Origin of the sequence: Streptomyces coelicoflavus (genome assembly GCF_045041415.1) — a bacterium.
GTDB lineage: Bacteria > Actinomycetota > Actinomycetes > Streptomycetales > Streptomycetaceae > Streptomyces > Streptomyces coelicoflavus.
Genome location: NZ_CP108218.1, coordinates 4,382,922 through 4,406,427 on the forward strand (window position 1 = coordinate 4,382,922; position 23,506 = coordinate 4,406,427).

28 protein-coding genes and 1 tRNA gene are annotated in these 23,506 nt (G+C 72.0%); 12 read left to right on the plus strand and 17 right to left on the minus strand.

Going from position 1 to position 23,506, the window contains the following annotated elements:
• Positions 1-26 precede the first annotated feature (26 nt).
• From OHA99_RS19370 to OHA99_RS19385, 4 genes are all read right to left on the minus strand, one after another.
• Positions 27-111 (minus strand) — tRNA-Ser (locus OHA99_RS19370).
• A gap of 111 nt (positions 112-222) precedes the next feature.
• Entirely contained in the window at positions 223-654 is a 432-nt protein-coding gene (tadA, locus tag OHA99_RS19375; protein ID WP_153179013.1) for a tRNA adenosine(34) deaminase TadA, read from the minus strand.
• Between the two features lie 71 nt (positions 655-725).
• Complete coding sequence (locus OHA99_RS19380; RefSeq protein ID WP_366472926.1) at positions 726-1,271, minus strand: hypothetical protein; 546 nt, start codon at positions 1,269-1,271, stop codon at positions 726-728.
• 352 nt (positions 1,272-1,623) lie between these two features.
• Positions 1,624-1,896 carry a hypothetical protein gene (locus tag OHA99_RS19385; RefSeq protein WP_381506708.1) on the minus strand — a complete coding sequence of 91 codons (273 nt, stop codon included), beginning with the start codon at positions 1,894-1,896 and terminating at the stop codon, positions 1,624-1,626.
• Between the two features lie 139 nt (positions 1,897-2,035).
• Here OHA99_RS19385 and upp point away from each other — a divergent pair, with 139 nt between their 5' ends.
• Positions 2,036-2,671, plus strand: coding sequence for a uracil phosphoribosyltransferase (gene upp, locus OHA99_RS19390; protein WP_007451175.1), 636 nt, complete (start codon positions 2,036-2,038; stop codon positions 2,669-2,671).
• Between the two features lie 16 nt (positions 2,672-2,687).
• Here the strand turns inward: upp and OHA99_RS19395 are convergent, their stop codons facing one another.
• The 7 genes from OHA99_RS19395 to OHA99_RS19425 form a co-directional block, all read right to left on the minus strand.
• Positions 2,688-3,302, minus strand: coding sequence for a LytR C-terminal domain-containing protein (locus tag OHA99_RS19395; RefSeq protein WP_405698976.1), 615 nt, complete (start codon positions 3,300-3,302; stop codon positions 2,688-2,690).
• Between the two features lie 147 nt (positions 3,303-3,449).
• Positions 3,450-3,746: a type II toxin-antitoxin system VapB family antitoxin gene (locus OHA99_RS19400; RefSeq protein ID WP_003955420.1), complete on the minus strand. Its 297-nt coding sequence runs from the start codon at positions 3,744-3,746 to the stop codon at positions 3,450-3,452.
• A gap of 190 nt (positions 3,747-3,936) precedes the next feature.
• Entirely contained in the window at positions 3,937-4,071 is a 135-nt protein-coding gene (locus OHA99_RS19405; protein WP_265592409.1) for a hypothetical protein, read from the minus strand.
• Between the two features lie 77 nt (positions 4,072-4,148).
• Positions 4,149-4,508 (minus strand): hypothetical protein, encoded by a 360-nt coding sequence (locus OHA99_RS19410; RefSeq protein WP_405696924.1) that lies wholly within the window; start codon positions 4,506-4,508, stop codon positions 4,149-4,151.
• Between the two features lie 99 nt (positions 4,509-4,607).
• Positions 4,608-5,300: an HdeD family acid-resistance protein gene (locus OHA99_RS19415; RefSeq protein ID WP_153179016.1), complete on the minus strand. Its 693-nt coding sequence runs from the start codon at positions 5,298-5,300 to the stop codon at positions 4,608-4,610.
• 206 nt (positions 5,301-5,506) lie between these two features.
• Positions 5,507-6,100, minus strand: coding sequence for an HhH-GPD-type base excision DNA repair protein (locus tag OHA99_RS19420; RefSeq protein ID WP_153179017.1), 594 nt, complete (start codon positions 6,098-6,100; stop codon positions 5,507-5,509).
• Positions 6,101-6,125: 25 nt separating this feature from the next.
• Positions 6,126-6,851 (minus strand): siderophore-interacting protein, encoded by a 726-nt coding sequence (locus OHA99_RS19425; RefSeq protein WP_405696926.1) that lies wholly within the window; start codon positions 6,849-6,851, stop codon positions 6,126-6,128.
• A gap of 93 nt (positions 6,852-6,944) precedes the next feature.
• Between OHA99_RS19425 and OHA99_RS19430 the strand changes: the two genes are divergently transcribed.
• The 6 genes from OHA99_RS19430 to OHA99_RS19455 all read left to right on the plus strand — a co-directional run bounded on the left by OHA99_RS19430 (position 6,945) and on the right by OHA99_RS19455 (position 13,915).
• Positions 6,945-9,068, plus strand: coding sequence for a penicillin acylase family protein (locus tag OHA99_RS19430; protein ID WP_405696928.1), 2,124 nt, complete (start codon positions 6,945-6,947; stop codon positions 9,066-9,068).
• Complete coding sequence (locus OHA99_RS19435) at positions 9,061-9,669, plus strand: GNAT family N-acetyltransferase (RefSeq protein ID WP_282879597.1); 609 nt, start codon at positions 9,061-9,063, stop codon at positions 9,667-9,669. Before OHA99_RS19430 ends, OHA99_RS19435 begins: the two co-directional genes overlap by 8 nt.
• Positions 9,666-10,157 (plus strand): cupin domain-containing protein, encoded by a 492-nt coding sequence (locus OHA99_RS19440; RefSeq protein ID WP_405696931.1) that lies wholly within the window; start codon positions 9,666-9,668, stop codon positions 10,155-10,157. The genes OHA99_RS19435 and OHA99_RS19440 overlap by 4 nt, the downstream gene beginning before the upstream one ends.
• Positions 10,154-10,942 (plus strand): SDR family NAD(P)-dependent oxidoreductase, encoded by a 789-nt coding sequence (locus OHA99_RS19445; RefSeq protein WP_282879598.1) that lies wholly within the window; start codon positions 10,154-10,156, stop codon positions 10,940-10,942. The genes OHA99_RS19440 and OHA99_RS19445 overlap by 4 nt, the downstream gene beginning before the upstream one ends.
• Positions 10,943-11,149: 207 nt before the next feature.
• On the plus strand, positions 11,150-12,973 hold the full coding sequence (locus OHA99_RS19450; RefSeq protein WP_405696934.1) for a copper resistance protein CopC: 1,824 nt from the start codon (positions 11,150-11,152) through the stop codon (positions 12,971-12,973).
• A 129-nt stretch (positions 12,974-13,102) separates the two neighbouring features.
• Positions 13,103-13,915 carry a hypothetical protein gene (locus OHA99_RS19455; RefSeq protein WP_405696936.1) on the plus strand — a complete coding sequence of 271 codons (813 nt, stop codon included), beginning with the start codon at positions 13,103-13,105 and terminating at the stop codon, positions 13,913-13,915.
• On the opposite strand, the gene OHA99_RS19460 is transcribed toward OHA99_RS19455, so the two are convergent.
• The 6 genes from OHA99_RS19460 to OHA99_RS19485 all read right to left on the minus strand — a co-directional run bounded on the left by OHA99_RS19460 (position 13,906) and on the right by OHA99_RS19485 (position 18,207).
• Positions 13,906-15,039, minus strand: coding sequence for a glutathione-independent formaldehyde dehydrogenase (locus OHA99_RS19460; RefSeq protein ID WP_054103098.1), 1,134 nt, complete (start codon positions 15,037-15,039; stop codon positions 13,906-13,908). The genes OHA99_RS19455 and OHA99_RS19460 overlap by 10 nt on opposite strands.
• Before the next feature lie 86 nt (positions 15,040-15,125).
• Entirely contained in the window at positions 15,126-15,959 is an 834-nt protein-coding gene (locus OHA99_RS19465; RefSeq protein ID WP_194280298.1) for an MIP/aquaporin family protein, read from the minus strand.
• A gap of 122 nt (positions 15,960-16,081) precedes the next feature.
• The gene (locus OHA99_RS19470; RefSeq protein ID WP_405696938.1) at positions 16,082-16,450 is read right to left on the minus strand and encodes a hypothetical protein; all 369 of its coding nucleotides are present in this window, start codon (positions 16,448-16,450) and stop codon (positions 16,082-16,084) included.
• A gap of 673 nt (positions 16,451-17,123) precedes the next feature.
• Positions 17,124-17,549 (minus strand): PIN domain-containing protein, encoded by a 426-nt coding sequence (locus OHA99_RS19475; protein WP_405696940.1) that lies wholly within the window; start codon positions 17,547-17,549, stop codon positions 17,124-17,126.
• Complete coding sequence (locus OHA99_RS19480; RefSeq protein WP_405696942.1) at positions 17,546-17,827, minus strand: CopG family transcriptional regulator; 282 nt, start codon at positions 17,825-17,827, stop codon at positions 17,546-17,548. Before OHA99_RS19480 ends, OHA99_RS19475 begins: the two co-directional genes overlap by 4 nt.
• A 104-nt stretch (positions 17,828-17,931) precedes the next feature.
• Complete coding sequence (locus OHA99_RS19485; RefSeq protein ID WP_405696944.1) at positions 17,932-18,207, minus strand: plasmid pRiA4b ORF-3 family protein; 276 nt, start codon at positions 18,205-18,207, stop codon at positions 17,932-17,934.
• Positions 18,208-18,983: 776 nt separating this feature from the next.
• On the opposite strand from OHA99_RS19485, the gene OHA99_RS19490 reads away from it, so the two are divergent.
• The 5 genes from OHA99_RS19490 to OHA99_RS19510 all read left to right on the plus strand — a co-directional run bounded on the left by OHA99_RS19490 (position 18,984) and on the right by OHA99_RS19510 (position 23,454).
• Positions 18,984-19,916 carry a hypothetical protein gene (locus OHA99_RS19490; protein WP_355287990.1) on the plus strand — a complete coding sequence of 311 codons (933 nt, stop codon included), beginning with the start codon at positions 18,984-18,986 and terminating at the stop codon, positions 19,914-19,916.
• 110 nt (positions 19,917-20,026) lie between these two features.
• On the plus strand, positions 20,027-20,572 hold the full coding sequence (locus tag OHA99_RS19495; protein ID WP_405696946.1) for a Pycsar system effector family protein: 546 nt from the start codon (positions 20,027-20,029) through the stop codon (positions 20,570-20,572).
• An 844-nt stretch (positions 20,573-21,416) separates the two neighbouring features.
• On the plus strand, positions 21,417-21,797 hold the full coding sequence (locus OHA99_RS19500; protein WP_405698977.1) for a DnaB-like helicase N-terminal domain-containing protein: 381 nt from the start codon (positions 21,417-21,419) through the stop codon (positions 21,795-21,797).
• Positions 21,798-21,926: 129 nt separating this feature from the next.
• A complete protein-coding gene (locus tag OHA99_RS19505; protein WP_405696948.1) occupies positions 21,927-22,154 on the plus strand; it encodes a DnaB-like helicase C-terminal domain-containing protein in 228 nt (75 codons plus the stop codon).
• A gap of 487 nt (positions 22,155-22,641) precedes the next feature.
• Entirely contained in the window at positions 22,642-23,454 is an 813-nt protein-coding gene (locus OHA99_RS19510) for a hypothetical protein (protein ID WP_405696950.1), read from the plus strand.
• Positions 23,455-23,506: the final 52 nt, after the last annotated feature.

Consider the following 23,506-nt stretch of genomic DNA (forward strand, 5'->3'; position numbering starts at 1 on the left):
CGTCCTTCGACGGGGCCCTTCCCAAGCGGTAGCGGAGGGATTTGAACCCTCGGTGACTTGCGCCACACTCGCTTTCGAGGCGAGCTCCTTCGGCCGCTCGGACACGCTACCGAGGGAGACTTTACAGCACGGGGCGGCATGCTCCGAAATCGGTATTGCGGCCGACGAACAGCCGTCCGGGCAGCCGTCCGGGCAGCCGTCCGGGTCTCCGCGCGGGGCGGGTCAGCGGTCGCGGAAGAAGTCCGTGAGCAGCCGGGCGCAGTCGTCCGCGAGCACGCCCTCGATCACCTCGGGACGGTGGTTGAGCCGCCGGTCGCGCACCAGGTCCCACAGGGACCCGGCCGCGCCCGCCTTGTCGTCGCGGGCGCCGTAGACCACGCGGTCCACGCGGGACTGCACGAGCGCGCCCGCGCACATCGTGCACGGCTCCAGGGTGACGACGAGCGTGCAGCCGGCCAGCCGCCACTCGCCGAGTTCCCCGGCGGCCCGCCGTACGGCGAGAACCTCGGCGTGGGCCGTCGGATCCCCGGTGGCCTCGCGTTCGTTGTGCCCCGTGGACAGCACGGTGCGGCCGTCCGGCGCCAGCACGACGGCGCCGACGGGCACGTCCCCGCCGTCCGCGGCCCGCCCTGCCTCGGCCAGGGCGAGCCGCATCGCGTCCCGCCACCGGTCGCGCACCGGGTCGGGCGGCGGCGCGTCCTCGGGGTTCTCCTCGGCCGGCGCGGTCAGCGGACGGTCTCCAGGACATCGAGGGCGCCCAGGGCCTCGGCGATCTCCCCGACCGCGTCCCCGGACATCGAGCGCAGCTCCTTCTCGCTCACGCCGAGGTCGTCGAGGACCTCGGCGTCGCCGACCGGTCCGTGCGGCACGGCCTCGCCCGAGCCGGCGGACGCGTCGGAGCCGTCGCCGCCGTCCTCGGCGTCGTCGGACTCGCCGTCCTCCGTCCCGTCGAGGTCGAGGGCGTCGAGGTCGTCGCCGTCGTCACCGGGGTCCCGGCCGAGCAGTTCGTCGGTGAGGAGGATCTCGCCGTAGCTGCTGCGGGCGGCCGCGGCCGCGTCCGAGACGTAGATACGGGGGTCCTCCTCGCCGTCCACCCGGACGACTCCGAACCACGCGTCCTCCTGCTCGATGAGCACGAGCACCGTGTCCTCGTCGGGAGAGGCCTCCCGGGCCAGGTCGGCGAGATCCGACAGGGTTTCCACATCGTCGAGCTCCGTGTCGCTCGCTTCCCACCCGTCTTCGGTGCGCGCGAGCAGTGCGGCGAAGTACACCGTGACTCTCCCACTGGTCCTAGGGGTGCCGGTTGGGGATCCCTCCGGCGGAGGCTACGGGCGGGGGAGCGGTGCTCCGAGCCCCACCCACTCGGAATCGTGGCAGAAACAAGGCACTCAGGGGACGTCTTCGGCGCCCTGTGTCCGGCTGTTTTGACCGGCGTTCCGGATGGTTCGTACCCGGGCCGCCGCCCAGCAGCGTTCGCGTCGCCGCCACGTGCGGATCGTACGCGGATTCTCGCGGTCCCCGGGTACGTCCGTCACCACCAACCCCGGCGCGGCGCACGATCTTCCCCGGCCGGCGCAGAAAGTTCTCCGTCCGCCCGCGCGGGCTCCCGGCTCCGGGGCAGGGCTACCAGCGGAAGGTGCGCATGCGCATCGCGTGCCGCAGCCGGGCGGTCTTGGCGCGGCGGGGCTGCACGCGGTCCCGCAACTGGCGGGCCTCCGCCAGGTCGCGCAGGAACTGGGCCCGGCGCCGCCGCCGTTCGGCCTCGCGCTCCGCCTCGGGATCCCGCGGCACGACGCCGTCCGGCCGCCGCTCCGGCACCGCGCCCGGCTTCGCCCCGTGTCCGGTTCCCCGGCCCGTGCCGGGGGACGGCGTGTCGTGGAAGTCCCGGTCGCGCACAGTCTCACCACCCAGTGTCGTCCCTCCCACCTTCCCCCGGTCGGGCGGTTTGACGCCCGCGAACGAGTGGAGGCACGTCGCGGGGCTTGCCCCCGCCGCGGGGACGCCGCGCCCACGGGGCCCGGTTACTGTGGTGGGCATGCGTCTCCACGTCGTCGACCACCCCCTGGTCGCCCACAAGCTCACCACGCTGCGCGACCAGCGCACCGACTCCGCGACCTTCCGCCGCCTCGCCGACGAGCTGGTCACCCTCCTCGCCTACGAGGCCACGCGCGACGTGCGCACCGAACAGGTCGACATCCAGACACCGGTCACGCAGACCACCGGCGTCAAGCTCTCCCACCCGCGCCCGCTGGTGGTGCCGATCCTGCGGGCCGGTCTCGGCATGCTCGACGGCATGGTCCGGCTGCTGCCGACCGCCGAGGTGGGCTTCCTCGGCATGGTGCGCAACGAGGAGACGCTCGAGGCGTCCACCTACGCCACCCGCATGCCGGACGACCTGTCCGGCCGCCAGGTGTACGTCCTGGACCCCATGCTGGCCACCGGCGGCACCCTGGTCGCGTCCATCCGGGAGCTGATCAAGCGCGGCGCCGACGACGTGACGGCGGTGGTCCTGCTCGCCGCCCCCGAGGGCGTGGAGCTCATGGAGCGCGAGCTGGCCGGCACCCCGGTGACGGTCGTGACGGCCTCGGTCGACGAGCGGCTGAACGAGCAGGGCTACATCGTGCCGGGCCTCGGCGACGCGGGCGACCGCATGTACGGGGCGGCCGAGTAGTACCCCGGCGCGCCGCTCAGCAGCTCTTCTTCTCCGCGGCGGGCGTCAGCCGCGGCGCGGTCAGCTCGGCCAGCGCCGCGTCGGCGTCCGCGGGCTTCGCCAGGCCCTTGAAGCCGTTGCCGATGATCAGGTCGACGGCGGCGCCCTTGCGGGCCGCGTCGGTGCGGTGCTCGGCGCCGGGGAGCTGGGTCCCGAGCACGGTGAGCGACGTCTTCGCGGAGGCGGCCGGGCCGAGCAGGACGCCCGCGCCGGCGACCTTCTTGTCGTACTCCTTGGGCGCGTTGCTCACGTCGCCCACGCGGAAGCCGCGTTTCTTCAGCTCGTCGGCGGTCTTCTGCGCGAGGCCGCTGCGGGTGGTCGCGTTGAGCACGTTGACGGTGACCCGACCGGGCTTCGGCAGCACCACGGCGGCCGGCGAGGCGCTCGCCCTCGCGGTGGTGGCACAGCCGGCGGCACCGGCCGCCGAGGCCTTGTCGCCGCCGGTGAAGACGTCGATGAGCTGAAGCGTGCCCCAGCCGAGCACCCCGAGGACGGTGACGGAGGCGACGGCGGCGACCACGACACGGCCGCGTCGCCGGGCCGGGCGCATCCGCGGGTACTTGCCCCCCGTGATCTTGTACTGGCCACCCATGCCGGGAGGAGTCAGCATGCTCATGGGCGCAGCGTAGTGCGCCGGAGCGGCGATGCCTATTAGATGATCAGTCGACGTTCCGCAGTCGGGTGGAAAGGCAACCCGAAAGGGTCAAGCGGGCCTCACCGGCAGGCGGCCGGGGCCCGCTCAGCCGAGTTCGAGAACGCGGGCGTGCAGCACCTGGCGCTGTTGCAGCGCGGCCCGCACCGCCCGGTGCAGTCCGTCCTCCAGGTAGAGGTCGCCCTGCCACTTCACGACGTGTGCGAAGAGGTCGCCGTAGAAGGTGGAGTCCTCGGCCAGGAGCGTTTCCAGGTCGAGCTGGCCCTTGGTCGTCACGAGCTGATCGAGGCGGACCGGGCGCGGAGCGACGTCCGCCCACTGCCGGGTGCTTTCCCGGCCGTGGTCGGGGTACGGCCGGCCGTTTCCGATGCGCTTGAAGATCACACGGAAAGCCTACCGGCCCGGGCGTCGCGGGCGCAGCCATGGCGCCGGAGTGCGGCGCCGGAAAAGACGCCGTAAACGGGACCAATCACCGGAGGCCCCGCGAGATCGACGCCGGTCGGTTCCCGCTCCGGGGTGGCGCGGACGGACACGACCCGTCTGCGCCACCCCGCCCCTCCCCGGGTGCGGTGTGTCAGCCGCGCCTCCGGTCCCGCGCGGGGAGCGGCTGTTCGCCGGGTGCCTGCGGCGCGGTGCCGGGCCTGGGGGTGCGGCGGGCCGCCTCGGCGCGCAGGAGGGCGCGCAGGACGGCGTAGGGGTCGTGGGGCATGGCGGTTCCTCGTTCCTGGTGCTTCGCGTGCGGGTCCGTGTTCGCGGAGGGCCGGCGGTCGGGCCGGCCCGGCACGGTCAGCAGCGCAGGACCACGGAACGCGGACCGCGGGGGAGGCCGGCGGCCCGCCCGGTACGGGCGTCGAGTCGCTGGGGCACCCGGCGGCGGCCCCGGGTGAAGGACGGCGGCGCGGGGTGGGCCGCGGCCGCACGCCGGCCGCTGCGGCCGGGGCCGCGCAGGGCGGTGTCGAGGTGGTCGTGCTCCCCCGCGGTGCCGCCCGCTCCCCCGGCCGCACCGGCCACCGGCGTGACCGGCGCCGCCCGGGCCGTCAGGTGGGTGCAGGGCACGACGAGGACGAGCAGCAGGACCAGGACCCGCAGCAGGGCGCCGGGGCGTCCGGAACGGACGGGGGCGGCGGCGTGCGGGGCGGGTCTCACCTCACCGGTGTTCCCGTCCGGTGTACGCGGGTCGTCGCACCGGGGCGAGAACCGCTCGCTCGGCGTAGGCGCGGGCGGGCGGGCGTCGTTCACGGGGCCTCACACGCTGTGCGGGACCCGTCCGGACCGGCCGCGCAGCCGCACCGACGTGACGATCTCGACGACGCCGACGACGACCAGCCACCAGCCGCCGACCAGCATGAGAACGGTGGCCGACTCGACCGGCGAGTCGATCAGGACGATGCCGGCCACGACGGTGACGGCGCCGAGGAAGACGTGCCAGCCGCGCGCGGGCATCGCCGGGTCGTGCACGGCGGCCACGATCTGCGTGACCCCGCGGAACAGCCAGCCGATGCCGATCCACAGCGCGAGCAGCAGCACCGACTGAAGCGGGCCGCGGAAGCAGAACAGGCCCAGCAGGATCGACACGGCGCCGCTGATGAAGGCCAGCACCCGCAGCGACGTCCTGCGGTGGGTGCCGAAGGCGGCGGCCAGTTGCAGGATGCCGCTGATGACGAGGTAGAGGCCGAAGAGCACGCCGGCCGCGAGCAGCGAGGCGCCGGGCCAGACCAGGACCAGTACGCCCAGGACGACCGAGGCGATGCCGGTGAACAGCACGGTCTGCCAGGCGGCGCGGGAGAGCAGGTGCAGGGGGCCCTCGAACGGCGGTTCGGGCTCGGGCTCCTGCCGTGCGGCGCCGGGGGACGCGTGGGTTCCGGACCCGTGCCGGGTGTGTACGCCGCGGTCGTCGTACGGGGCCCCGCCGGGGGCGCCGGTCGGTGGTTCGGTCATGACCCATGCTGGGGACGCGGGGGGCGTTTTCGCCACCGGGGAGGGCCAGGGGGCTGACGACCACCGGCGCGCGTGCGGGCAGGGAGCGTGGCCCGGCGTTGCGGGGTGCCTCCCCCAGTGCCTGAACGGCCTGGGAGGTACCCCCAGCGCCCACCCGTGCCGCCCCGGCGGCACGACTGCCCGCAGGCGCGGGGGCGGGGGGCGGGTTACTTGCCGGAGGCCTTCGCCGCCTTTGCCGCTGCCTTCATTTCCTGTTTGTGGGCGCGGACCTTGGTCAGGGACTCCGGGCCCCTGATGTCCGCGACGGAGCGGAAGGAGTCGGGCTCCCCGTACGCGCCCGCGGCCTCGCGCCAGCCCTCGGGGCGGACGCCGAGCTGCTTGCCGAGCAGCGCGAGGAAGATCTGGGCCTTCTGCTTGCCGAAACCCGGCAGTTCCTGGAGCCGCCTCAGCAGCTCCCCGCCGGTGGACACGCCGCGCCAGACGCCCTCGGCGTCACCGTCGTAGGTCTCGACGAGGTACCGGCACAGCTGCTGCACCCGCCCCGCCATCGAACCGGGGTAGCGGTGCACGGCGGGCTTGTCGGAGAGCAGCGCGGCGAACGCCTCGGGGTCGTACGCGGCGATGTCGTGCGCGTCCAGGTCCTCCGCCCCCATGCGCCGGGCGATGGTCGACGGGCCCTTGAACGCCCACTCCATCGGCACCTGCTGGTCCAGCAGCATGCCGACCAGCGCGGCGAGCGGACTGCGCCCGAGGAGTTCGTCGGCCTCGGGGTCCTGGGCGAGGTGAAGTGTGACGTCCATGGTCCCGATGATCGCGCGTACGGGCTCAGGTCGCGCGCCAGTACCCCAGCGCGTTCACCCGCTGCTTGGGCACGCCCAGCTCCTTGCGCGCGTACGCGGCCAGCGCCCGCGTGGTCGCCGTGTCGCAGGCGATCCAGACGTACGGCTCCGGGGCCGCGCCCAGCAGTTCCGGCAGCTCCTCCTTCACCCGCGCCACCAGACCCGCACCCGCGTCACGGCGCGGGACCGCGCGGACCTCGTGCCGTTCCGGGTCGGTGCGGAAGGGCAGGCCGTCGTCCGTGCCGCCCTCGAACCAGACGGTCGCCGGCACCGGACCCAGCGCGTCGAGGAGGGAGTTGAGGGCGGGCAGGGAGGCCGGGTCCGCGACCGCGAAGACACGCGAGGGGAGGGGCCGCGGCACCTCGAAGCCGGTGCCCTGGACCGTCGCCTCGATCGTGTCACCCGGCTGCGCCGCCCGCGCCCAGTCGCTCGCGCACCCCTCGTGCAGGGCGAACTCCATGGCGAAGGTGCCGGCCGCCGGATCCGGGTCGACCAGCGTGTACCCGCGCTGGTGCGGCCGGCCCGCGTTGTCGAACCACAGCCGCACCCACATCGTCGGGTGGACACCGGTCGCCGCCAGCATGCCGCCGTCGCTCAGGCGCAGCCGCCGGTAGTGCGGGGTCACGTCCTCGGCGTCCGTCACGGTGAACTCGAAGTCCTTCGCGCGCATCAGCTTGAGGACCGCGCCCTCCCAACCCCGCCCCTGCCCCATGGTTCCTTCACCCTTCACGTACTATTCGGCCACGACGTCCATAAACTTAGGTGAGCCTAACCTAAAGGTCCGAGGGAAAGTAGAGGCACTGGGGTGAGCGCCGAGACCTACCGCGACGCCTGGGGAATTCCGCACCTGCGCGCGGACACCGCGGCCGGACTCGCCCGGGCCCAGGGCCGGGTGACCGCCCGTGACCGCGCCTGGCAGCTGGAGGTCGAGCGGCACCGCGCCCAGGGCACCTCCGCGTCCTTCCTCGGACCCGGGGCCCTGTCCTGGGACCGCCTCGCCCGCCGCGCCCGGCTCGCGGACACCGCACGCCGCTGCTTCACCGCCCTGGAGGCGAAGGACCCGGAGACGGCCGCCTGGGTGCGGGCGTACGTCGACGGCGTGAACGAGGGGCTGGCCGAAACCCCGGAGGACGGCCCCGCCCCCGAGTTCGCCCGCTCCGGTCTGGTCCCCGGCCGCTGGGAGCCCTGGACCCCGCTCGGCGTGTGGCTCGCCACGCACCTCCTCTTCGCGGGCCTCCCCGCCAAGCTCTGGCGCGAGCACATCACCGCGCACCTCGGCCCGGAGGCCGTCGCCCTGTTCGCCGCCGACGGCCCCGGCACCGCGGGCAGCAACGGCTGGCTGGTGAGTGGCGAGCGGACCACCACCGGGCACGCGCTCATCGCGGGCGACCCGCACCGCTACATCGAGGACCCCGGCGTCTACCAGCAGATCCACCTGTCCTGCCCGGAGTTCGACGTCGTCGGCCTCGCCGTCCCCGGCGTCCCCGGCATCGCCCACTTCGGCCACACCGGCACGGTCGCCTGGGCCATCACCAACGCCATGGCCGACTACCAGGACCTGTACCGCGAGCGCCTGCGCCGCACCGGCGCCGGCGTCGAGGCGCTCGGCCCGGACGGCACCTGGCACCGCGCCGCCCGCCACACGGAGACGGTCGAGGTCGCCGGAGAGCCGGGCCGGCGGGAGTCCGTGGAGGTCGTGGAGGTCGAGGTCGTCGAGACCGACCGGGGCCCGGTGATCGCCGGCGGTCCCGAGGGCCTGGACGACGGCACCCCGGCCGCCCTCAGCCTGCGCCACCCGCCCCGCGTCACCGCCGACCTGGGCTTCGGCGCCCTGCTGCCGCTGCTGCGGGCCCGCACGGTCGCCGACGTGGACCGCGCCCTGGACGCGTGGACCGAGCCGGTCAACGTGGTGCAGGCCGCCGACACGGAGGGCGGCCTGCTGCACCGGGTCGCGGGCCGGGTACCGGTGCGGCCGGAGGCGAACCGCCTGCGCCCCGTACCGGCCTGGGAACCCGGCCACGAGTGGACCGGCTGGCACACCCCGCCCCGCGCCGGGCTCACCGACGGCGTCGCCGTGATGGCCAACCAGCGCGGCCTCTCCACCCCCCTCGGCGTCGAGTTCGCCCCGCCGCACCGGGCCGACCGCATCGCCGCCCTGCTCGCGGGCCGGGAGCGCTGGTCGGCGGCGGACCTCCCCGCGATCCACACGGACACCCACCTGGCGTCGGCCGGCCCCCTCCTGGACCACCTCGCCGCCCTGACCGCCCCGCCGGCCCCCGTCGCCCTCACCCCCGGGGCCGCCGCCCTCCGCGCCCGCCTCCTCGCCTGGGACCGCCGCATGGACGCCGACAGCACCGACGCGGCGGCCTACGCGGCCCTGCGCACGGCGGTCGTACGGCGACTGGCGGCGCACCCGGCGCTCGCCCCGGCGTCCGCGCCGCCCGCGTACCCCGAGGTGCTCCTGCCGTGGCTCGCGCTCGTGCCGCGCGTCGGCCACGCCCTGGAACACCTGCTGCGGGCGGAGGACCTGTACGGCATCGACCGCGCCGGGACCGTCCGCGCCGCGCTGGAGGAGGTCGCCGCGGCGCCGCCGGCCGGCACCTGGGGCGACACCCACCGCCTGGCCCCCTGGCGGGCGCTGCCGGACACCGCCGCCGGACCGGACGAGCCCGGCCTCTCCGGCGACCACGACTGCGTGCTGTGCACCTCCGCCGTGCCCGGCCTCACCGACCGCGCCGCACGCGGCCCGGCCGCCCGGTACGTCTGGGACCTGGCCGACCGCGACAACAGCGGCTGGGTGGTGCCCCACGGAGCCTCGGGCGTACCCGGCTCGCCCCACCACCGCGACCAGCAGCCCCTGTGGCTCGACGGCGGACTCGCCCCGGTGATCACCGACTTCACCCGGCTCACGAAGGAATCCGATGACTGACCCGTACGCCTCCCGCACCCCCGTCCACGCACAGCACCTGGACGGCTTCGGCACCGTCCGTGTCCTCCCCCTGGACCCCGGCGCGGACGCCCCGGTGATCCACGGCTGGGTGAGCGGGGAACGGGCCGCCTTCTGGGGGATGAACGGCCTGACGGCCGACCAGGTCACCGCCGTCTACGCGCACATGGACACCCTCGGCACCCATCACGCCTTCCTGGTCGTCAAGGACGGCGAGCCGGCCGCCCTGCTCCAGACCTACGACCCCGCCGCCGACCGGGTCGGTGAGTGCTACGACGCCGAGCCGGGCGACATCGGCGTCCACCTGCTCCTCGCGCCCGCCGGAAGCGACGGCGCGCGCCCCGGCTGGACCGCCGCCCTGTCGGCCGTCCTCATGGCGTACGTCCTACTGGGTCTGGACCGGACGCGGATCGTGGTCGACCCGGACGTGGCCAACGAGAAGGCGGTCGCCCGCTTCCTCAAGCAGGGCTTCACCGCCGGTCCCGCGGTCGTCCTGCCCGAGGTCGACCTGCCGGACGTGTACCTGCCCGAGAAGAAGGCGCAACTGGCCTTCCTCCGCCGGGAGGTAGCGTTCGCCGGGTGACTGACGCGCCGACCGCCGAGGACCTGATCGCGCACTACGCACTGGAGCCCATCCCCCGCGAGGGCGGCCTGTTCAGACGCACCTGGGCGGGACCGGAGCGCCCGGACGGACGACCGGCCGGGTCCGCCGTCGTCGCCCTGCTCACCGCCCGTCCGGGTGACTTCTCCGCCCTGCACCGCCTGCCCACCGACGAGGTCTGGCACTTCTACCTGGGCGATCCGCTGGAGCTGCTGCTCCTCGCCCCCGACGGCGGCGCGCGCACGGTCGTGCTGGGACCGGACGTCCTGGGCGGGCAGCACGTGCAGTTCACGGTCCCCGCCGGTACGTGGATGGGCGGCCGGGTGGCCGACGGCGGCGCGTGGTCGCTGTTCGGCTGCACGATGGCGCCCGGCTTCACCTACGGGGACTACCAGCACGGCGACGCCGCCCGTCTCACGGCGCGCTACCCGGCCGAGGCCGGGCGGATCGTGGCACTGTGCCGCCCATGACGCCGCCCACGACGCCCTCCGCACAGCTCCTCGCCGGTCGGGTCGCCCTGGTCACCGGCGCGGGCGGCGGCATCGGCCGGGGGATCGCGCTGCGCTTCGCCGAGGAGGGCGCGGCGGTGGCGGTGCACTGCCGTACGTCGGTGGCGGCGGCGCGGGACGTGGCGGCACGCGTCCGGGACCGGGGCGGACGCGCCACCGTCCTGCGCGCCGACCTCACCGACGAGGACGCCTGCCGGCGCCTGGCCGAGGAGGCCGCCGACTGGGGCGGCGGACGGCTCGACGCGCTGGTCAACAACGCGGGCTTGCAGCCGCTGCGGGAACTGCCCGGCATGACGGCGGCCGAGTGGCGGGAGGTGGTGGACACCAATCTCACCGGCGTCTTCGCCTGCACGCAGGCCGCGGCCCTGATCATGCGGGACCAGGAGGACGGCGGCACGGTCACGCACATCGCCTCCATCGAGGCGGGCGCCCCCGCTCCCGCCCACGCGCACTACAGCGCCTCCAAGGCGGCGGTCGTGATGCACGCCCGTTCGGCGGCCCTGGAGTACGGCCCCTGGGGGATCAGGGTCAACTCCGTGTCACCCGGCCTCGTCGACCGCGAGGGGCTGGCCGAGGCCTGGCCGGAGGGCGTACGGCGGTGGCGGCGGGCCGCGCCGACGGGCCGGCTCGGGCGCCCGGAGGACGTGGGCGACGCGTGCGTGTTCCTCGCCTCCCGGCTGGCGTCCTGGGTGAGCGGCCACGACCTCGTGGTGGACGGCGGGGTGACGGCACGCCCTTCCTGGTGACGAGCCGCCGGGCGCACCGGTGAGCGGGGCGGCCTCCGCGTCCGTACGTATCGGCGAGGCAGTGGGCCCCGACGACGGAGATGCGACGTGAGGTGTGGCGGCGGTGCGTGCGCTGGAGACCGGGGACGTGCCCCTGGGGGACTAGGGGGACTTGGGGGACTTGGGGGGCCTCGGGGACTTCGGAGGTCTCGGGGACTTCGGCGGCTGGTGCTGCTGGGCCCCGTGCTGGTCCTGCTCCTCCTCGGCGGCGCGGGACCGGCGTCCGCCCACGCCGCCCTCACCTCCACCGATCCCGGGGACGGAACCGTCCTCCGCCGGGCCCCCGCCCACGTCACCCTGACCTTCAGCGAGTCCGTCGGCCTGCGCGACGACTCCTTCCGCGTCCTGGACCCGGGCGGCCACCGGGTGCACACGGGGGAGGCCGGACGCGCGGGCGGGCGTGCCGACACGGCCCGGGTCGCGCTGCCGGGCGAGCTGGGGGAGGGGACGTACACCGTGGCCTGGCGGGTGGTGTCCGCCGACAGCCACCCTGTCTCCGGCGCCTTCACCTTCTCGGTCGGAAGGCCCTCTCGGACGGCCGCGCCCGTGGACACCGGCCCCACCGAGGATCCGCTGACCGCGGGCCTCCACAAGACCGCCCGCTACCTCTCCTACCTCGCCGTGGCCCTGCTCGTCGGCACCGCCGCCTTCGTCGCCCTGTGCCGCCCGCCGGACCCGGCGCCGCTGCGCCGCACCCTGGTGGCGGCCTGGTGGACCCTGCTGGCGGCCACCGTCGCCCTGCTGGTGCTGCGCGCCCCGTACGAGGCGGGTACGGGCCCGTCGGCGGCCCTGGACCCGGCCGCGCTGGGCGACACCCTCACGACCCGCCCCGGCGTCCTGCTCCTGGTCAGGCTGGGGCTGCTGGTGCCGGTCGCGCTGTACCTCCTCCACGCGGCCCGCACGGCGCGGGCGGACCGGCGTGGGGGGCGCCGCACCGCGCTCACCGGCGCGGTGGGCGTCGTCCTGGCCGTCGGCCTCGCCCTGACCTGGGCCGCCGCCGAGCACGCCTCGGCGGGCACACAGGTGCCGGTCGCGATGACGTCCTCGGTGCTGCACCTGCTGGCCACCGCGGTCTGGCTGGGCGGTCTCGCGGCCCTGCTCACCACCCTGCGCTCCGCGCGTCCCGCCCCGGACGCGGCCACGGTCTCCCGCTTCTCCCGGACCGCCCTCACCGCCGTGACCGTCCTGGTCGTCACCGGCGTCTACCAGTCCTGGCGCGGCCTCGGCTCCTGGCAGGCGCTCACCGGGACGGCGTACGGCAGGCTGCTGCTCGCGAAGGTGATCCTGGTGGCCGTCCTGCTGGCCGCGGCGGCGGTGTCCCGGCGGTGGACCGCGGCACTGGTGACGGAGCCGGCCGCGGTACGCGAGCCCGGCCGTGTCCCCGAGCGGGTGCCGCAGCCGGCGGGGGGCCCACCGCCGGAGGCACCGCGTCCGGAGGCACCGCGTGCGACGCACCCGTCGCGGGCGGGTACCGGCACCGGCGCCGGCACCGGGACCGGATCCGCCCTCCGGCGCGGCCTGTACCGGTCCGTCCTCGTCGAGGCCGTCGTGGCCGCCGTCGTCCTGGGGGTCACCACCGTGCTCACCGCCACCCCGCCCGGCCGCTCCGCGGAGGAGGCGGCGCGGGCGGCCGTACCGGCGGGCGGGGTGCTGCCCGCGTCCGTCACCACGATCCCGTTCGAGATCGGCGCCTCGGGCAGTGGCACGGTCCAGATCACCCTGGACCCGGGCCGCACCGGTGACAACGCGGTGCAGGCCGTCGTCTTCGGCCCCGACGGCAGCCTGGCCGCCGTACCCGAACTGCGCCTCTCCTTCACCCTCCCCGACAAGCAGGTCGGCCCCATCGAGGCGGACCTGCTCGACCGGGGCGGGTACTGGAGCGCCAACACCGTCACCCTGCCCCTTCCGGGCACCTGGACGATGAAGGTGACGGTCCGGGTGTCGGAGATCGACCAGGTGAGCGAGAACCGGCGGATACGGGTGGAACGGTAGACGTCTCGGCCGGCGTACCCCGGCCGGGCTTGCCGGGGTACGGAAGCGGCAGCCCCTGTCCGACTGCCGCCCCGCCTCGTTGTGTTCCGGTTCCCGGCTGACGGAAGCTGCCGGGAGAGGGGGCGGGCGATGAGACCGAGGGCGAAGACACCACAGGAGACGACGGCGCCGCGGGCGGCGACGGCAGCACGGGCCCGGGCCACGGCACGGCGTGCGGACGGGGACGGGCCGCCGGGCCGGGCACGGCGCACGGGCGTCCTGCTGATCCTGCTGTCCCTGGCCTCGGCGGTGGCCTGCTGCCTCGTGTTCACCTGGTGGCTCCCCTCCGACGGCGAGCGCTACCAGGACTACCGCGCGGCCGAGCCGTGCCCGTCGAGCGCGTTGACCATGGGGGACACGGACTGCCTGAGCACCTGGCGCCTCACCGTGGAGAAGACGGTGGACCGGACCGCCGGCAAGGAGTCCGTCCACGACGCCACCCTGACGTACCGGGACTCCTGGCGGGGGACCGTGCACTTCAACGGCTCGGGACCGCTCCTGGAACGGCTCGGGCCCGGCGACCGGGTCACGGCCACCGCCTGGCGCGGTGAGATCATGGTGCTCGCCGGGGACGGCGTACGGCAGGACACCCTGGAGGCGCCCCGCGACGAGCTCCAGATGAACGCCGCCGTCGGCGTGCTCGCCGGCCTCGTCGCGGTCCAATGCCTCGTGTTCGGCGCCGTACGCCTGGCCAGGCCCCTGGACCACGGGTCCCTGACCTGGGAGCCGTACGGCAGGTGGGTGCTCTTCAGCCTGTTCGGCGTGTGTTTCGCGGTGGGCTTCGCGGCGGTGTGGACCCGTGTCCCGTGGTGGACGGTGCCCCTGGCCGCCGTGCCCCTGGCGGGGTGCGCGGCGCTGTGGTTCCGCCTGCGCCTGCGCCGGCACCCGCGCCGTCAGGGGTGAAGGACCACCTTCGTGTAGCCCTCGATCCGCTTGTCGAACTTGTCGTAGCCGGACGGCGCCTGGTCCAGCGGCAGCTCGTGGGAGACGACGAAGCTGGGCCGGGCCCGGCCCTCGACGATCATGTCGCGCAGCTGGCGGTTGTACCGCTTGACGTTGCACTGCCCCGTCCCCACCCGCAGCCCCTTCTCGAAGAGCCTGCCGATCGCGACGAGGAGCATGCCCTGCTTGGCCTGCTCGTCCGGACCGCCCGGGTCGGCCGGGACGTAGAGCCCGGGAACGCCCAGGGCTCCGGTCGGCCGGACCGTGTTGACCAGCGAGTTCAGGACGGTCGCCGGTTCCTCCTTGTCCGTCCCGCCCGCCGTCGCCTGGTATCCGACGGCGTCCACGCCCTTGTCGGTGCCGGCGCCCCCGGTCTGCTCCTTGATCTGCTCGACCGGGTCGCCCGCGGAGAAGTCGACCGGGACCGCGCCGATCTCCTCGGCCTTGCGCAGCCGCTCCGGGACGCGGTCGACGACGAACACCTTCTTCGCGCCGCGCAGCAGCGCCGAGTAGGCGGCCATGAGCCCGACCGGACCGGCCCCGTACACGGCGACGCTCTCGCCGGGACGGACGTCGGCGAGTTCGCAACCGTGGTAGCCGGTCGGGAAGATGTCGGCGAGCAGGATGAAGTCGGTCTCGTGCGCGTCGCCCTCGGGCAGCTTCAGGCAGTTGAAGTCGGCGTACGGGACGCGCAGGTACTCGGCCTGGCCGCCCTGCCAGGGGCCCATGGACACATAGCCGTACGCGCCGCCCGCGAAGCCGGGATTGACGGTCGTGCAGTAACCCGTGTACCCGGCGGCGCAGTTGGTGCAGAAACCGCACGCGACGTTGAAGGGCATGACCACGCGGTCGCCCTCCTTCAGCCCGGTGACGCCCTCACCGACCCGGTCGACGATCCCCATGTTCTCGTGACCGAAGACGATGCCCGGCTCCGCGGCGGTGCGCCCCTCGTACATGTGCAGGTCGGACCCGCAGATGGCGGTCGAGGTGACGCGCACGACCACGTCGTTCGGGTGCTGGATGTCCGGCCTGTCCACCTCTTCGACCGCGACAGAGAACGGTCCCTTGTAGACGACAGCCTTCATGATCGCGACCTCCGTACGCCCGTCGATTCCCCCGTGACCCACTACTCATGGTTCTCCGATGGACGAGAAGGGGCAAATCGGTCGCATCAGGGCTCCTCGGTGGCCGGCCCTTCCTCGCGCTCGCTCAGCCTGGCCTTGATCACCGGGCTGATGAGCAGGTCGTACACCAGGACCCCGACGACCCCGCCGATGAGCGGGCCGACGATGGGGATCCACCAGTAGCCGCTGAACCACTGGAAGGTGCCGGGCAGGGCGATGTCGCCCCAGCCCTCGAAGAAGGTGAACAGGCGGGGGCCGAAGTCGCGGGCCGGATTGATCGCGTACCCGGCGTTGGTGCCGAAGGTGAGGCCGATCGCGACGACGACGAGTCCGATGAGGTACGGGTGGAGATTGGCCTTCGGCGCCGTGTTGCGGGTGTCGATCAGCGCGCAGATCAGCAACAGCAGGATGCCCGTCCCCACGATCTGGTCGAGCAGTGGACCCCACCAGGAGTCGCCGAAGTACTCGGCGGGGAACGTGGCGAAGATCGAGTACGTCGTCAGCGACGTCTCCCGGGTCTCGCCCGCCTTGGCGATGGCCGCGTCGATCGCCCACCGGTAGCAGGCGTACACGAGGGCGGCGGCGACGAAGGCGCCCACCACCTGCGCGAGCCAGTAGGGCAGGACCTTCCGCCACGGGAAGTCCCGCCGCACCGCGAACCCGAGGGTCACCGCGGGATTGAGGTGCGCCCCGCTGATGCCGCCGGCCACGTAGACGCCGAACACGACGGCGAGACCCCAGCCCCACGAGATGATGAGCCAGTTGGCGGGGCCGAAGTCCGCGGTCTGCCGACCGGACCCCGGCAGCCCGGCGACCGCGACGGCCACCGAACCGACGCCGAACAGAATCAGGACGAACGTCCCCAGGAACTCGGCGCACATCTCCCCGCCGAGACCCTTTCGATAACCGCGTCGATGAACCACCCGTTCGGCCACCGGCCCTCCTTCACTGGAACGGAACAGACCAATCCGCTCCATACCCGCACAAAACGCCGCCCGGCCGCTCAACCGGGAGAATGCACCGATTGGCGCGCGAGAATTCCCCTCGACGGAGCAATGCCGGGCCCGGGAAGAAGGAATGAAACGACCCGGACGAAGACGGTGCTGGGCACACCCGGCATGCGTGCGCCCAGCACCGGTGGTGCGGGTGGTGCGGGTGGTCGGACGACCGCGACCGCGGCGGCCCCACCGAGCGCGGCCAGCACGTAGGCCAGCGTCTCGTGCCGCCCCTTGAGCGGCTTGTGGTCGCCGTGTGTGCCGAGCAGCATGACGGAATGGGCGGCGTAGCCCGGAACCAGCACACCGAGAACGCCGAAGTCGATACCGCTGAACACGGCTGCCGCGACCAGGGCCAGCGCGGCGACGGAGTACACCGGACCGGGTCCGAGCCTGATGTCGTCACGCTTCCGGGGTGCCACTCCGCCCTTCCTGCGGTGGCGCCAGTGCCGCCGCTCGGTGCCCAGACGGGCAAGCAGCATGAGGACGGGCGCTGATGCCGATGAACGCCTTAACGGCTTCCCGCACCTTCGAACCTGCGTGCGTGCCCTTCATGAAGCGCCAGAGGATCGTAGGCGGCTTGGCCGTCTGCTGAGCGGTGGGCGACGAGGGCAGCGCCGCGAGCCGGTCGCGCAGGCCCTGGGCGCCGGTGGTGCGGGTGAGCGCGATCCCACCTCATGTCTTCCTCAAGGGCACATGTGCCCACAAACGTCGTGAAAGCCCACGACGGCGCCCGGCACCCGGCGCCCGGCACCTGGCGTCCACGGGCAGGGGGGTCAATGACCAGTCCGTGAGTCTGTCGCTGAGACACGTCGAAGGGCCCCACCGCGAACGGTGGGGCCCTTCGACATCGTGCCCGGTGAGGCACTGGCGGAGGATACGAGATTCGAACTCGTGAGGGGTTGCCCCCAACACGCTTTCCAAATGTTCGTCTTGGTGTTCGACGGGGGACAGGGGCGTCCTCACCTGGGACGGAGCCCAGCGTCGGACGGTTGTTGAACGGCGCTGGACGGGGGCGAATGAGACCGGAACTGAGACCGGGGGGCCGGGTCACACCTTCTTGACGACGATCGACTCCGGAACCAGCTTCTCCAGGTCGTCCACGTCCGAGGTAAAGACGGTGACCTGCCCCTTCTGCTGGCGCGCGACGACGGCGAGCACCGCGTCGATCGCGTACTTGTGGCCGTGCAGCTTGGCGTCAGCCAACAGGCGGCGAGCCTGGCGTGCCTCGTCCTTTCCGATGTCGGCGACCCTGAGCCGGGAGAGCACCCAGTCCCAGCGCTGCTCCGTGGTTCTGCCGTCGTACGCCTCGACCAGCGTCATCGGGGAAGTCACCACCTCGGCCTCACCTCGTGCCGCGAGGTCGAGCCAGGCGATCATCTGCCGGTCGCCGCGCACGGCCAGGGACAGGGCTTCGCAGTCGAGTACGAAGACGCGCAAGGGGCGCTGCCTCTGCTCGGTGGCCCGCTTCTTCACGCGGCCTCTCCGGCACTGAGGCTTGCGGCGGCGCGGCGGCGCTCGTGCTCGGCATCGAGTTCCTCCAGTTCCTCGAGCGCGGTCGTGCGCTCATCCTCGCTGAGGGGGCCGTGTTCCTCCTGTAGCCAGTCGGACAGTTCGCGCAGCCGGTCCCGGTCGCGCTTGAAGCGCAGGGCCTCGGTGACGTATGCGGACAGGCCCCGCTCTGCCGCCTCCGCGCGGATCTCGTCCAGGAGATCCTCGGGGATCGTCACCGTTACCTTCTTGGTTGTCGCCATACAGCAGACCATACTCCTGGTATTCGTCCCCTTACCAACGTGTGCCGCGAAAGGGGACGTGACTGGACGGCTCGTCCTTCACGCCCTTCAAGGTGCCGTGAGGCTCAGAAGTCGCGCGTTGGCCTCGTCGGGCGCGAAACGGTCAGGGGGAATTCCGTGGCGGACCGGAGTCCGAGCCACTCCAGCATGGCGTGGTGTTCCTCGTGCGCCGGGTTGGCGAGGGTTACTTTGAGGGCGCTGTAGCCGGGGGTGCCGCCACAGTCCTCGGGCGGGCACGCCCCGGCGCCGTCCGCGCAGCGCGGGTAGTGACCCCCGGCTTCGGCGGTCTGGAACTGCTCCACGGTGATGAGGTGCTCCCAGGAGTCCCTGAAGTCGTACATGTATGCGCGGGGCCGCCCACGCCCGCGGTCTCGGCTTCGAGCCCGCGGGCGGCTTCGCCGACGCCGCAGCACACCTGGGCTCCCCGCCCGGTGGCCGGCCCGCCGTCGGCTTCGGCCGGGACGGTAGGCCCTTCTGCCCCTCCGGCCCCTACGACAGCCCGCGCACGGTGGTCCAGACCCTCGAACCCACCTGCGGCACGGGCAACTACGACTACGTTGCAATCCAGGAGCGGAGCGGGAGCGACCCTCGGCCAGGTCCCGGGGTGCAGACCGACCGGAATGACCGCCGAGAGGGAGCCACGTCACGACGCCCGGGTGAAATGTCGCGAAGGTCGTAAGTAAACGAGACTAAAACTGAGACCAGGGCACGTCAAAGGGCCCCGCAGCAACCTGCGGGGCCCTTCGACGTATTGCCCGGTGAGAGCAATGGCGGAGGATACGAGATTCGAACTCGTGAGGGGTTGCCCCCAACACGCTTTCCAAATGTTCGTCCGGGGGTTCGGGGGAGGTCGTGTACGTTCTGGCCTGCGACGGAGCGGGAGGCGGAAGGGCTTCCGGGTGCCCCTGGACGGAGGTGAACGAGACCACAACTGAGACCAGAACGCTGTTCGACCGGGCTGCCAGTTGCCTCCCACGTCCACGCGGGCGGCAGGAGGGGCGTGGGCCATGGCCTCGCAGTCCACGGCTGGTTGGAACGGGCTGGTTTGCGCTCGCCAGGCTTTGTCACACCCCTCCCGTACCGTGGAAGCCGGGGGACCGAGCGGGAGGGGATGTCCGTGACTGACGTAAAACTCGAGGACCTAATCGAGGAGCTCGACCAGAAGGCGAAGGACGAGTTCGCGTCCACCCCGGAAGTGGTGGACAAGGGGCACGGCCTCGACGTGTCGGCACTGCCGATCACCGCGCGGAAATGGCACAAGGTCACGGACGCGGTTGCCGTCGTCGCGGACTTGAAGGGCTCCACCAAGTTGGGCACCGGAAAATGGGCTGCGAGCACCGCCAGCATTTACGAGGCCAGCACAGGTGGAGTCGTCAGGATCTTCGATGAGTTCGAGGCTGACTTCCTGGCGATTCAGGGTGACGGCGCCTTTGCACTCTTCTGGGGGGACCGTCGGTACGAGCGCGCGCTGACCGCCGGAATCACAGTCGAACGGTTCAGCATTGACTTGGTGAAGCGGCTTGAAGCCCGGTGGCCGAATGACCCCGAATTGCCTAGCACAGGATACAAGGTCGGTGTCGCATCCAGCCGTCTCCTCGTAAAGCGGGTAGGTACGCCGCGCAACGTCAACCAGCAGGAGCCAGTTTGGGCGGGCAAGGCTGTTAACTACGCAGCCAAAGCGGCACAGTCAGTCGATCGACACCTTATGGCCGTTACCGGCAGCGTGTGGGATCGAATCGAGAAGAACGATTACCTGGCCTACACCTGCCCTTGCGGCGAGGGACCGTCCGGCACGCTATGGGTAGACCACACCATCGATCGGCTCCCTGACGGAGATCCAGAGGCTCAGGGGCGTGTATTGCACTCATCTTGGTGCGCGGTCCATGGGGAGGAGTACTGCGCAGCCGTCCTACGCGGCGAGAAGAGGCGTGACGACGTCAGTCACTTGAAGAAGGCGGCCACTTCAGCGCGCATGCGCGAGGCCATCTGGTCGAAGGCGCAACAGGAACGCGAAGCGCTCCGGGCGCGACGTGCCGGGTTTTCCTCGTGATGCCGCAGCAAGCGTCCCCAGATGGTGGGGAGGACGGGCAGAGCACCCCTACCCCGAGTACCCTCCAGCCGGAGCACGCATGGAAGGCGCTAAGCCTGGTCAACGACTGGGTGAAGCACGCCGAGACTAAGAGCGTTGCAACCCTGGCCGCTGCTGGAGTCGCCGGCGGGGTCGCCTACAACTTGCTCAAAGACCAGAGCAGCCCCGGATTCATCCTTGACCTCGTTGCGGTTGTCGGTTGCCTTGCGATCTTTCTTGCCGGACTGTTTGCCATGGCAGCTCTTGCACCCCAGCTGAAACCTCCTTTGAGTGGTGCGCTGCGCTCGAAGTTGCGCGGCATGTGGGCGGGGCGGCGTGTGCCTCCTAGCGAAGACGAGACTGAGCCAGCGCAGTCTGAGGCTGAGCGAAGCCCCACGAATCTGCTGTTCTACGGCGACGTCAAGCGTCTATACGAGCACGATGCGCCGACGTACGCGCAGGTGCTGGCTGCACTCACGGGCAACGACCAAGAAATTACTGATCACATCGCTCTTCAGGTGCACGCAAACTCCCTCGTCGCGAATAGGAAATATCTGTGGGCTAACCGTGCGATCCGGGCTCTGCGTGTAGGTCTCGTCTGCTTGGCCCTGATTGCATTGATCATTGCCACTCACTAATGGGAGAGGATGTCTGTCGACGGTCACGCAATTCGGCTCTGTCGGGGATCTTCTGATGCCGCAGGCTCATGGGCTGCGGAGTACGCGTTGGCGTGGGAGTCGAGGTTGGCTCGGCCGTAGCTCATGCGTTTGAGGAGCTTGACGCGGGTGACGTGGCCTTCGCCCTGGCCGAGCTCCATGTTGCAGAAAGCCCGGCGGTGATGGCGTCGAAGTCGCGTCGTAGGCCGTTGACCAGGGAGCGCAGTGCTGGGGGCCGTCGGCCAGGACGCGGTCCATCCAGTCGGGAAGGTGGTCTCCCCGAAGGTGGTGGAGCATCTCGGCGAAGTCGTGGACGCGACGGGTTGCGGCGTCGAGATGGGTGCAGGAGGCGGCTGCGCCGGGGGTGGGGCGCCTGAGCCTCGTGGGCACCAGGAGCAGCCTCCAGCGGAGCGGATCGCTGGGGAGTGGGCGGCTGGGCGTGCTCGGCATGGTCTGGTGGCGTCCTCTTCCCGGACGGCTACGTTCACGAAGGAGGCCGAGGAGCTATTGAAGAGCGGCGTGGACGTGGCGCGGCTGATAGCAGGAGCGGCGGTGATGGCGGCCGAGCCCACGTGGACTTTGTTGACGAAGCAGATCGATTCCACCCGGCCCCCGATCATGGCAGGCGTGGGGCAGGCCGTCCGGCTGTTCCCGAGGGGATGTGTGTGCGGCATCCGGCATTCCGGGAAGGGGACTGCTCGCCGTGCCGGCGGGTGGAGATGAACCGGCTGAACCGGGGGCGTTCTGAGCTCGAGCCGCTTGACGGCATGGGGCTGCTCGCCCGGCTACAGGCCGCTCGAGCCGCTGGAGGTGCCCAGTGACCGCGATGCCCGAACTGGACGACTTCCCGCGCCAGCAGGGCAGTAGTGGAGGAGTTCTGCCGCAGGCCCTGGAGGCGGAGATGTCCGTGCTCGGAGCGATGCTCCTGGGCAAGGACGCGATCGCGGACATCCTGGACTGCCCGATGCAGCCGCGGGACTACCACCGGCCTACTCGCGAGACGATCCACACGGCGATCCTGGCCCTGTACGTCAACGGCGAGCCCGCCGACCCGATCACAGTCGCGGCCGAGCTTGCCGAGCGCGGCGAGCTCACGAAGGCCGGCGGGGCGCCGTACCTGCACACTCTGGTGCAGGCGGTGCTCACGGCGGCGAACGCCACGTACTACGCCGACATCGTCACGAGCAGGCCGTGCTGCGGAGCCTGACGACGGCGGGCGGCCGGATCGCACAGCTCGGTGTGTCGGGGGAGGGCGGCCTACGAAATCCGCTCAGCCGCCGAGGCGGAGCTCCTGGACGCGCTCAAGGGCTCGGAGCAGACCTCCGGCTACGCACCCGTGGGCATCGACGTCCCGGTGTTCTGGGGCAGCCTGGAGACCCGGATGCGCAACGGCGGCGGCGTGGCGCTTACCGGCGTGCCGACCGGCCTGGAGGACCTCGATTCGCTGACCGGCGGGCTCATCGTCATCGGTGCCCGTCCCGCCATGGGCAAGTCGACCCTGGCCCTTGACATCGGAATCACCGCGTTCCGGGGAAGCGGACCTGATCGTTGCCAACCACCGTAACGGGCCCACCGCCACGATCACCGTCGCGTTCCTCGGGCACTGCAGCCAGTTCACCGACATGTCCCAGACGTGATCTAGCGCCCCTGTGTGCCCTTCTGGGTGTGTGTCAGCCATCCCCGGGCTCCCGGGTTGGCGGCGGCCGAGTTCGGCTGTGAGATCGCCGCACAGGGTGGCGAGGGGTCGTGCAGGCCAGGCTTTAGGACGGACGCGCAGTCCAGGAGGGTGAGTTGGTCGGCAGGGTTCGCTGTCGCGCTGGAGGACGGCGTCCGGGCGTGCAGAGTCCGAAGCTGAGGTGTCCCGACTCCCGAGAGGTTTAGTCATCTCAGATGTCCTCTCAGCTTGACCTCTCACTCGGTCCTTCCAGTGGATCTCACATTTGGCACTTTCATACCCCCGCTGGCACATCCATGATCATGAGACAGTCCGTCTGCTTCAACGCGGATGAATCGTTTGGGTGTTGGATGCTGGCGCAGCTACCGTCTGAGCCATGAAGACGACAACCCTAGCCATGCAGGACGTGCAGAAAAATGAGGCGACCGGACGGGACACCCGGGCGGCCATTCTGAAGCGCTCGATCCGGGCCAACGTGCCGCTGCGCAAGACCTTCGTGCAGGCGAACAAAGGGGGCGATAGCCGGCACGGGCCCCTGAGGGACTTCGTCACCGGCAGGGACCTGCGGGGTCTTCGGGCCTACCTGATGATCGTGGCCGCGTGCAGCAACGGGGACAATGGCTGGACGACCGAGCACGACAGCGCGGTGTGGGCGCGGCTGATGGACATCCACGAGACCGCGACCAGTCAGTCGGCGCGTACGGGCGCCTGGCGTGCCCTGCGCCGGCTGGCGGACCGCACCCTCATCGAGTGCAGCCGCAGCGGCACCAAGATCAAGGTGACGCTGCTGCGCGAGGACGGCACAGGGAAGCCCTACGACCGGCCCAAGGGAGACACTGAAGAGGACCGCTTCCTGCAGATCCCGACGACGTTCTGGACGCAGGGCCGTGACGAGAAGCTGAGTCTGCCCGGCCTGGCCCTGTTCCTGGTCGTCGCCCGCGAGAACGAGAAGGACTGGGCGTCCTTCCCCGGGGACAAGGCCGACGAGTGGTACGGCTGGTCCGCCGACACCCATGAGCGCGGCCTGAAGCAGCTCGTCGAACTCGGGCTCGTCCAGAAGAAGCCCTTCAAGAAGAAGGCGCCGCTCGCGCCCGCCGGCTTCACCATCGCCCACAAGTACCAGCGCGCCCCCATCACTAAGTCGCGCAAGGCACCGGTGAAGAAATCCACCGCATCCGCCACCGCTTGACACAGAGCTTCAGCGGTACCGCCCGCGTCCTGCCGCTGAGACGGGGTGAGCC

Coding starts and splice junctions, on each gene's coding strand:
- OHA99_RS19415 (WP_153179016.1), bottom strand. CDS start 5,300: ATGACCGAACCACCGACCGGCGCCCCCGGCGGGGCCCCGTACGACGAC.
- OHA99_RS19455 (WP_405696936.1), top strand. CDS start 13,103: ATGAGACCGAGGGCGAAGACACCACAGGAGACGACGGCGCCGCGGGCG.
- OHA99_RS19460 (WP_054103098.1), bottom strand. CDS start 15,039: ATGAAGGCTGTCGTCTACAAGGGACCGTTCTCTGTCGCGGTCGAAGAG.
- tadA (WP_153179013.1), bottom strand. CDS start 654: ATGCGGCTCGCCCTGGCCGAGGCAGGGCGGGCCGCGGACGGCGGGGAC.
- OHA99_RS19510 (WP_405696950.1), top strand. CDS start 22,642: ATGAAGACGACAACCCTAGCCATGCAGGACGTGCAGAAAAATGAGGCG.
- OHA99_RS19435 (WP_282879597.1), top strand. CDS start 9,061: ATGACTGACCCGTACGCCTCCCGCACCCCCGTCCACGCACAGCACCTG.
- OHA99_RS19445 (WP_282879598.1), top strand. CDS start 10,154: ATGACGCCGCCCACGACGCCCTCCGCACAGCTCCTCGCCGGTCGGGTC.
- OHA99_RS19465 (WP_194280298.1), bottom strand. CDS start 15,959: ATGTGCGCCGAGTTCCTGGGGACGTTCGTCCTGATTCTGTTCGGCGTC.
- OHA99_RS19420 (WP_153179017.1), bottom strand. CDS start 6,100: ATGGACGTCACACTTCACCTCGCCCAGGACCCCGAGGCCGACGAACTC.
- OHA99_RS19425 (WP_405696926.1), bottom strand. CDS start 6,851: ATGGGGCAGGGGCGGGGTTGGGAGGGCGCGGTCCTCAAGCTGATGCGC.
- OHA99_RS19485 (WP_405696944.1), bottom strand. CDS start 18,207: ATGTACGACTTCAGGGACTCCTGGGAGCACCTCATCACCGTGGAGCAG.
- OHA99_RS19405 (WP_265592409.1), bottom strand. CDS start 4,071: ATGCCCCACGACCCCTACGCCGTCCTGCGCGCCCTCCTGCGCGCCGAG.
- OHA99_RS19395 (WP_405698976.1), bottom strand. CDS start 3,302: ATGGGTGGCCAGTACAAGATCACGGGGGGCAAGTACCCGCGGATGCGC.
- upp (WP_007451175.1), top strand. CDS start 2,036: ATGCGTCTCCACGTCGTCGACCACCCCCTGGTCGCCCACAAGCTCACC.
- OHA99_RS19480 (WP_405696942.1), bottom strand. CDS start 17,827: ATGGCGACAACCAAGAAGGTAACGGTGACGATCCCCGAGGATCTCCTG.
- OHA99_RS19500 (WP_405698977.1), top strand. CDS start 21,417: ATGCCCGAACTGGACGACTTCCCGCGCCAGCAGGGCAGTAGTGGAGGA.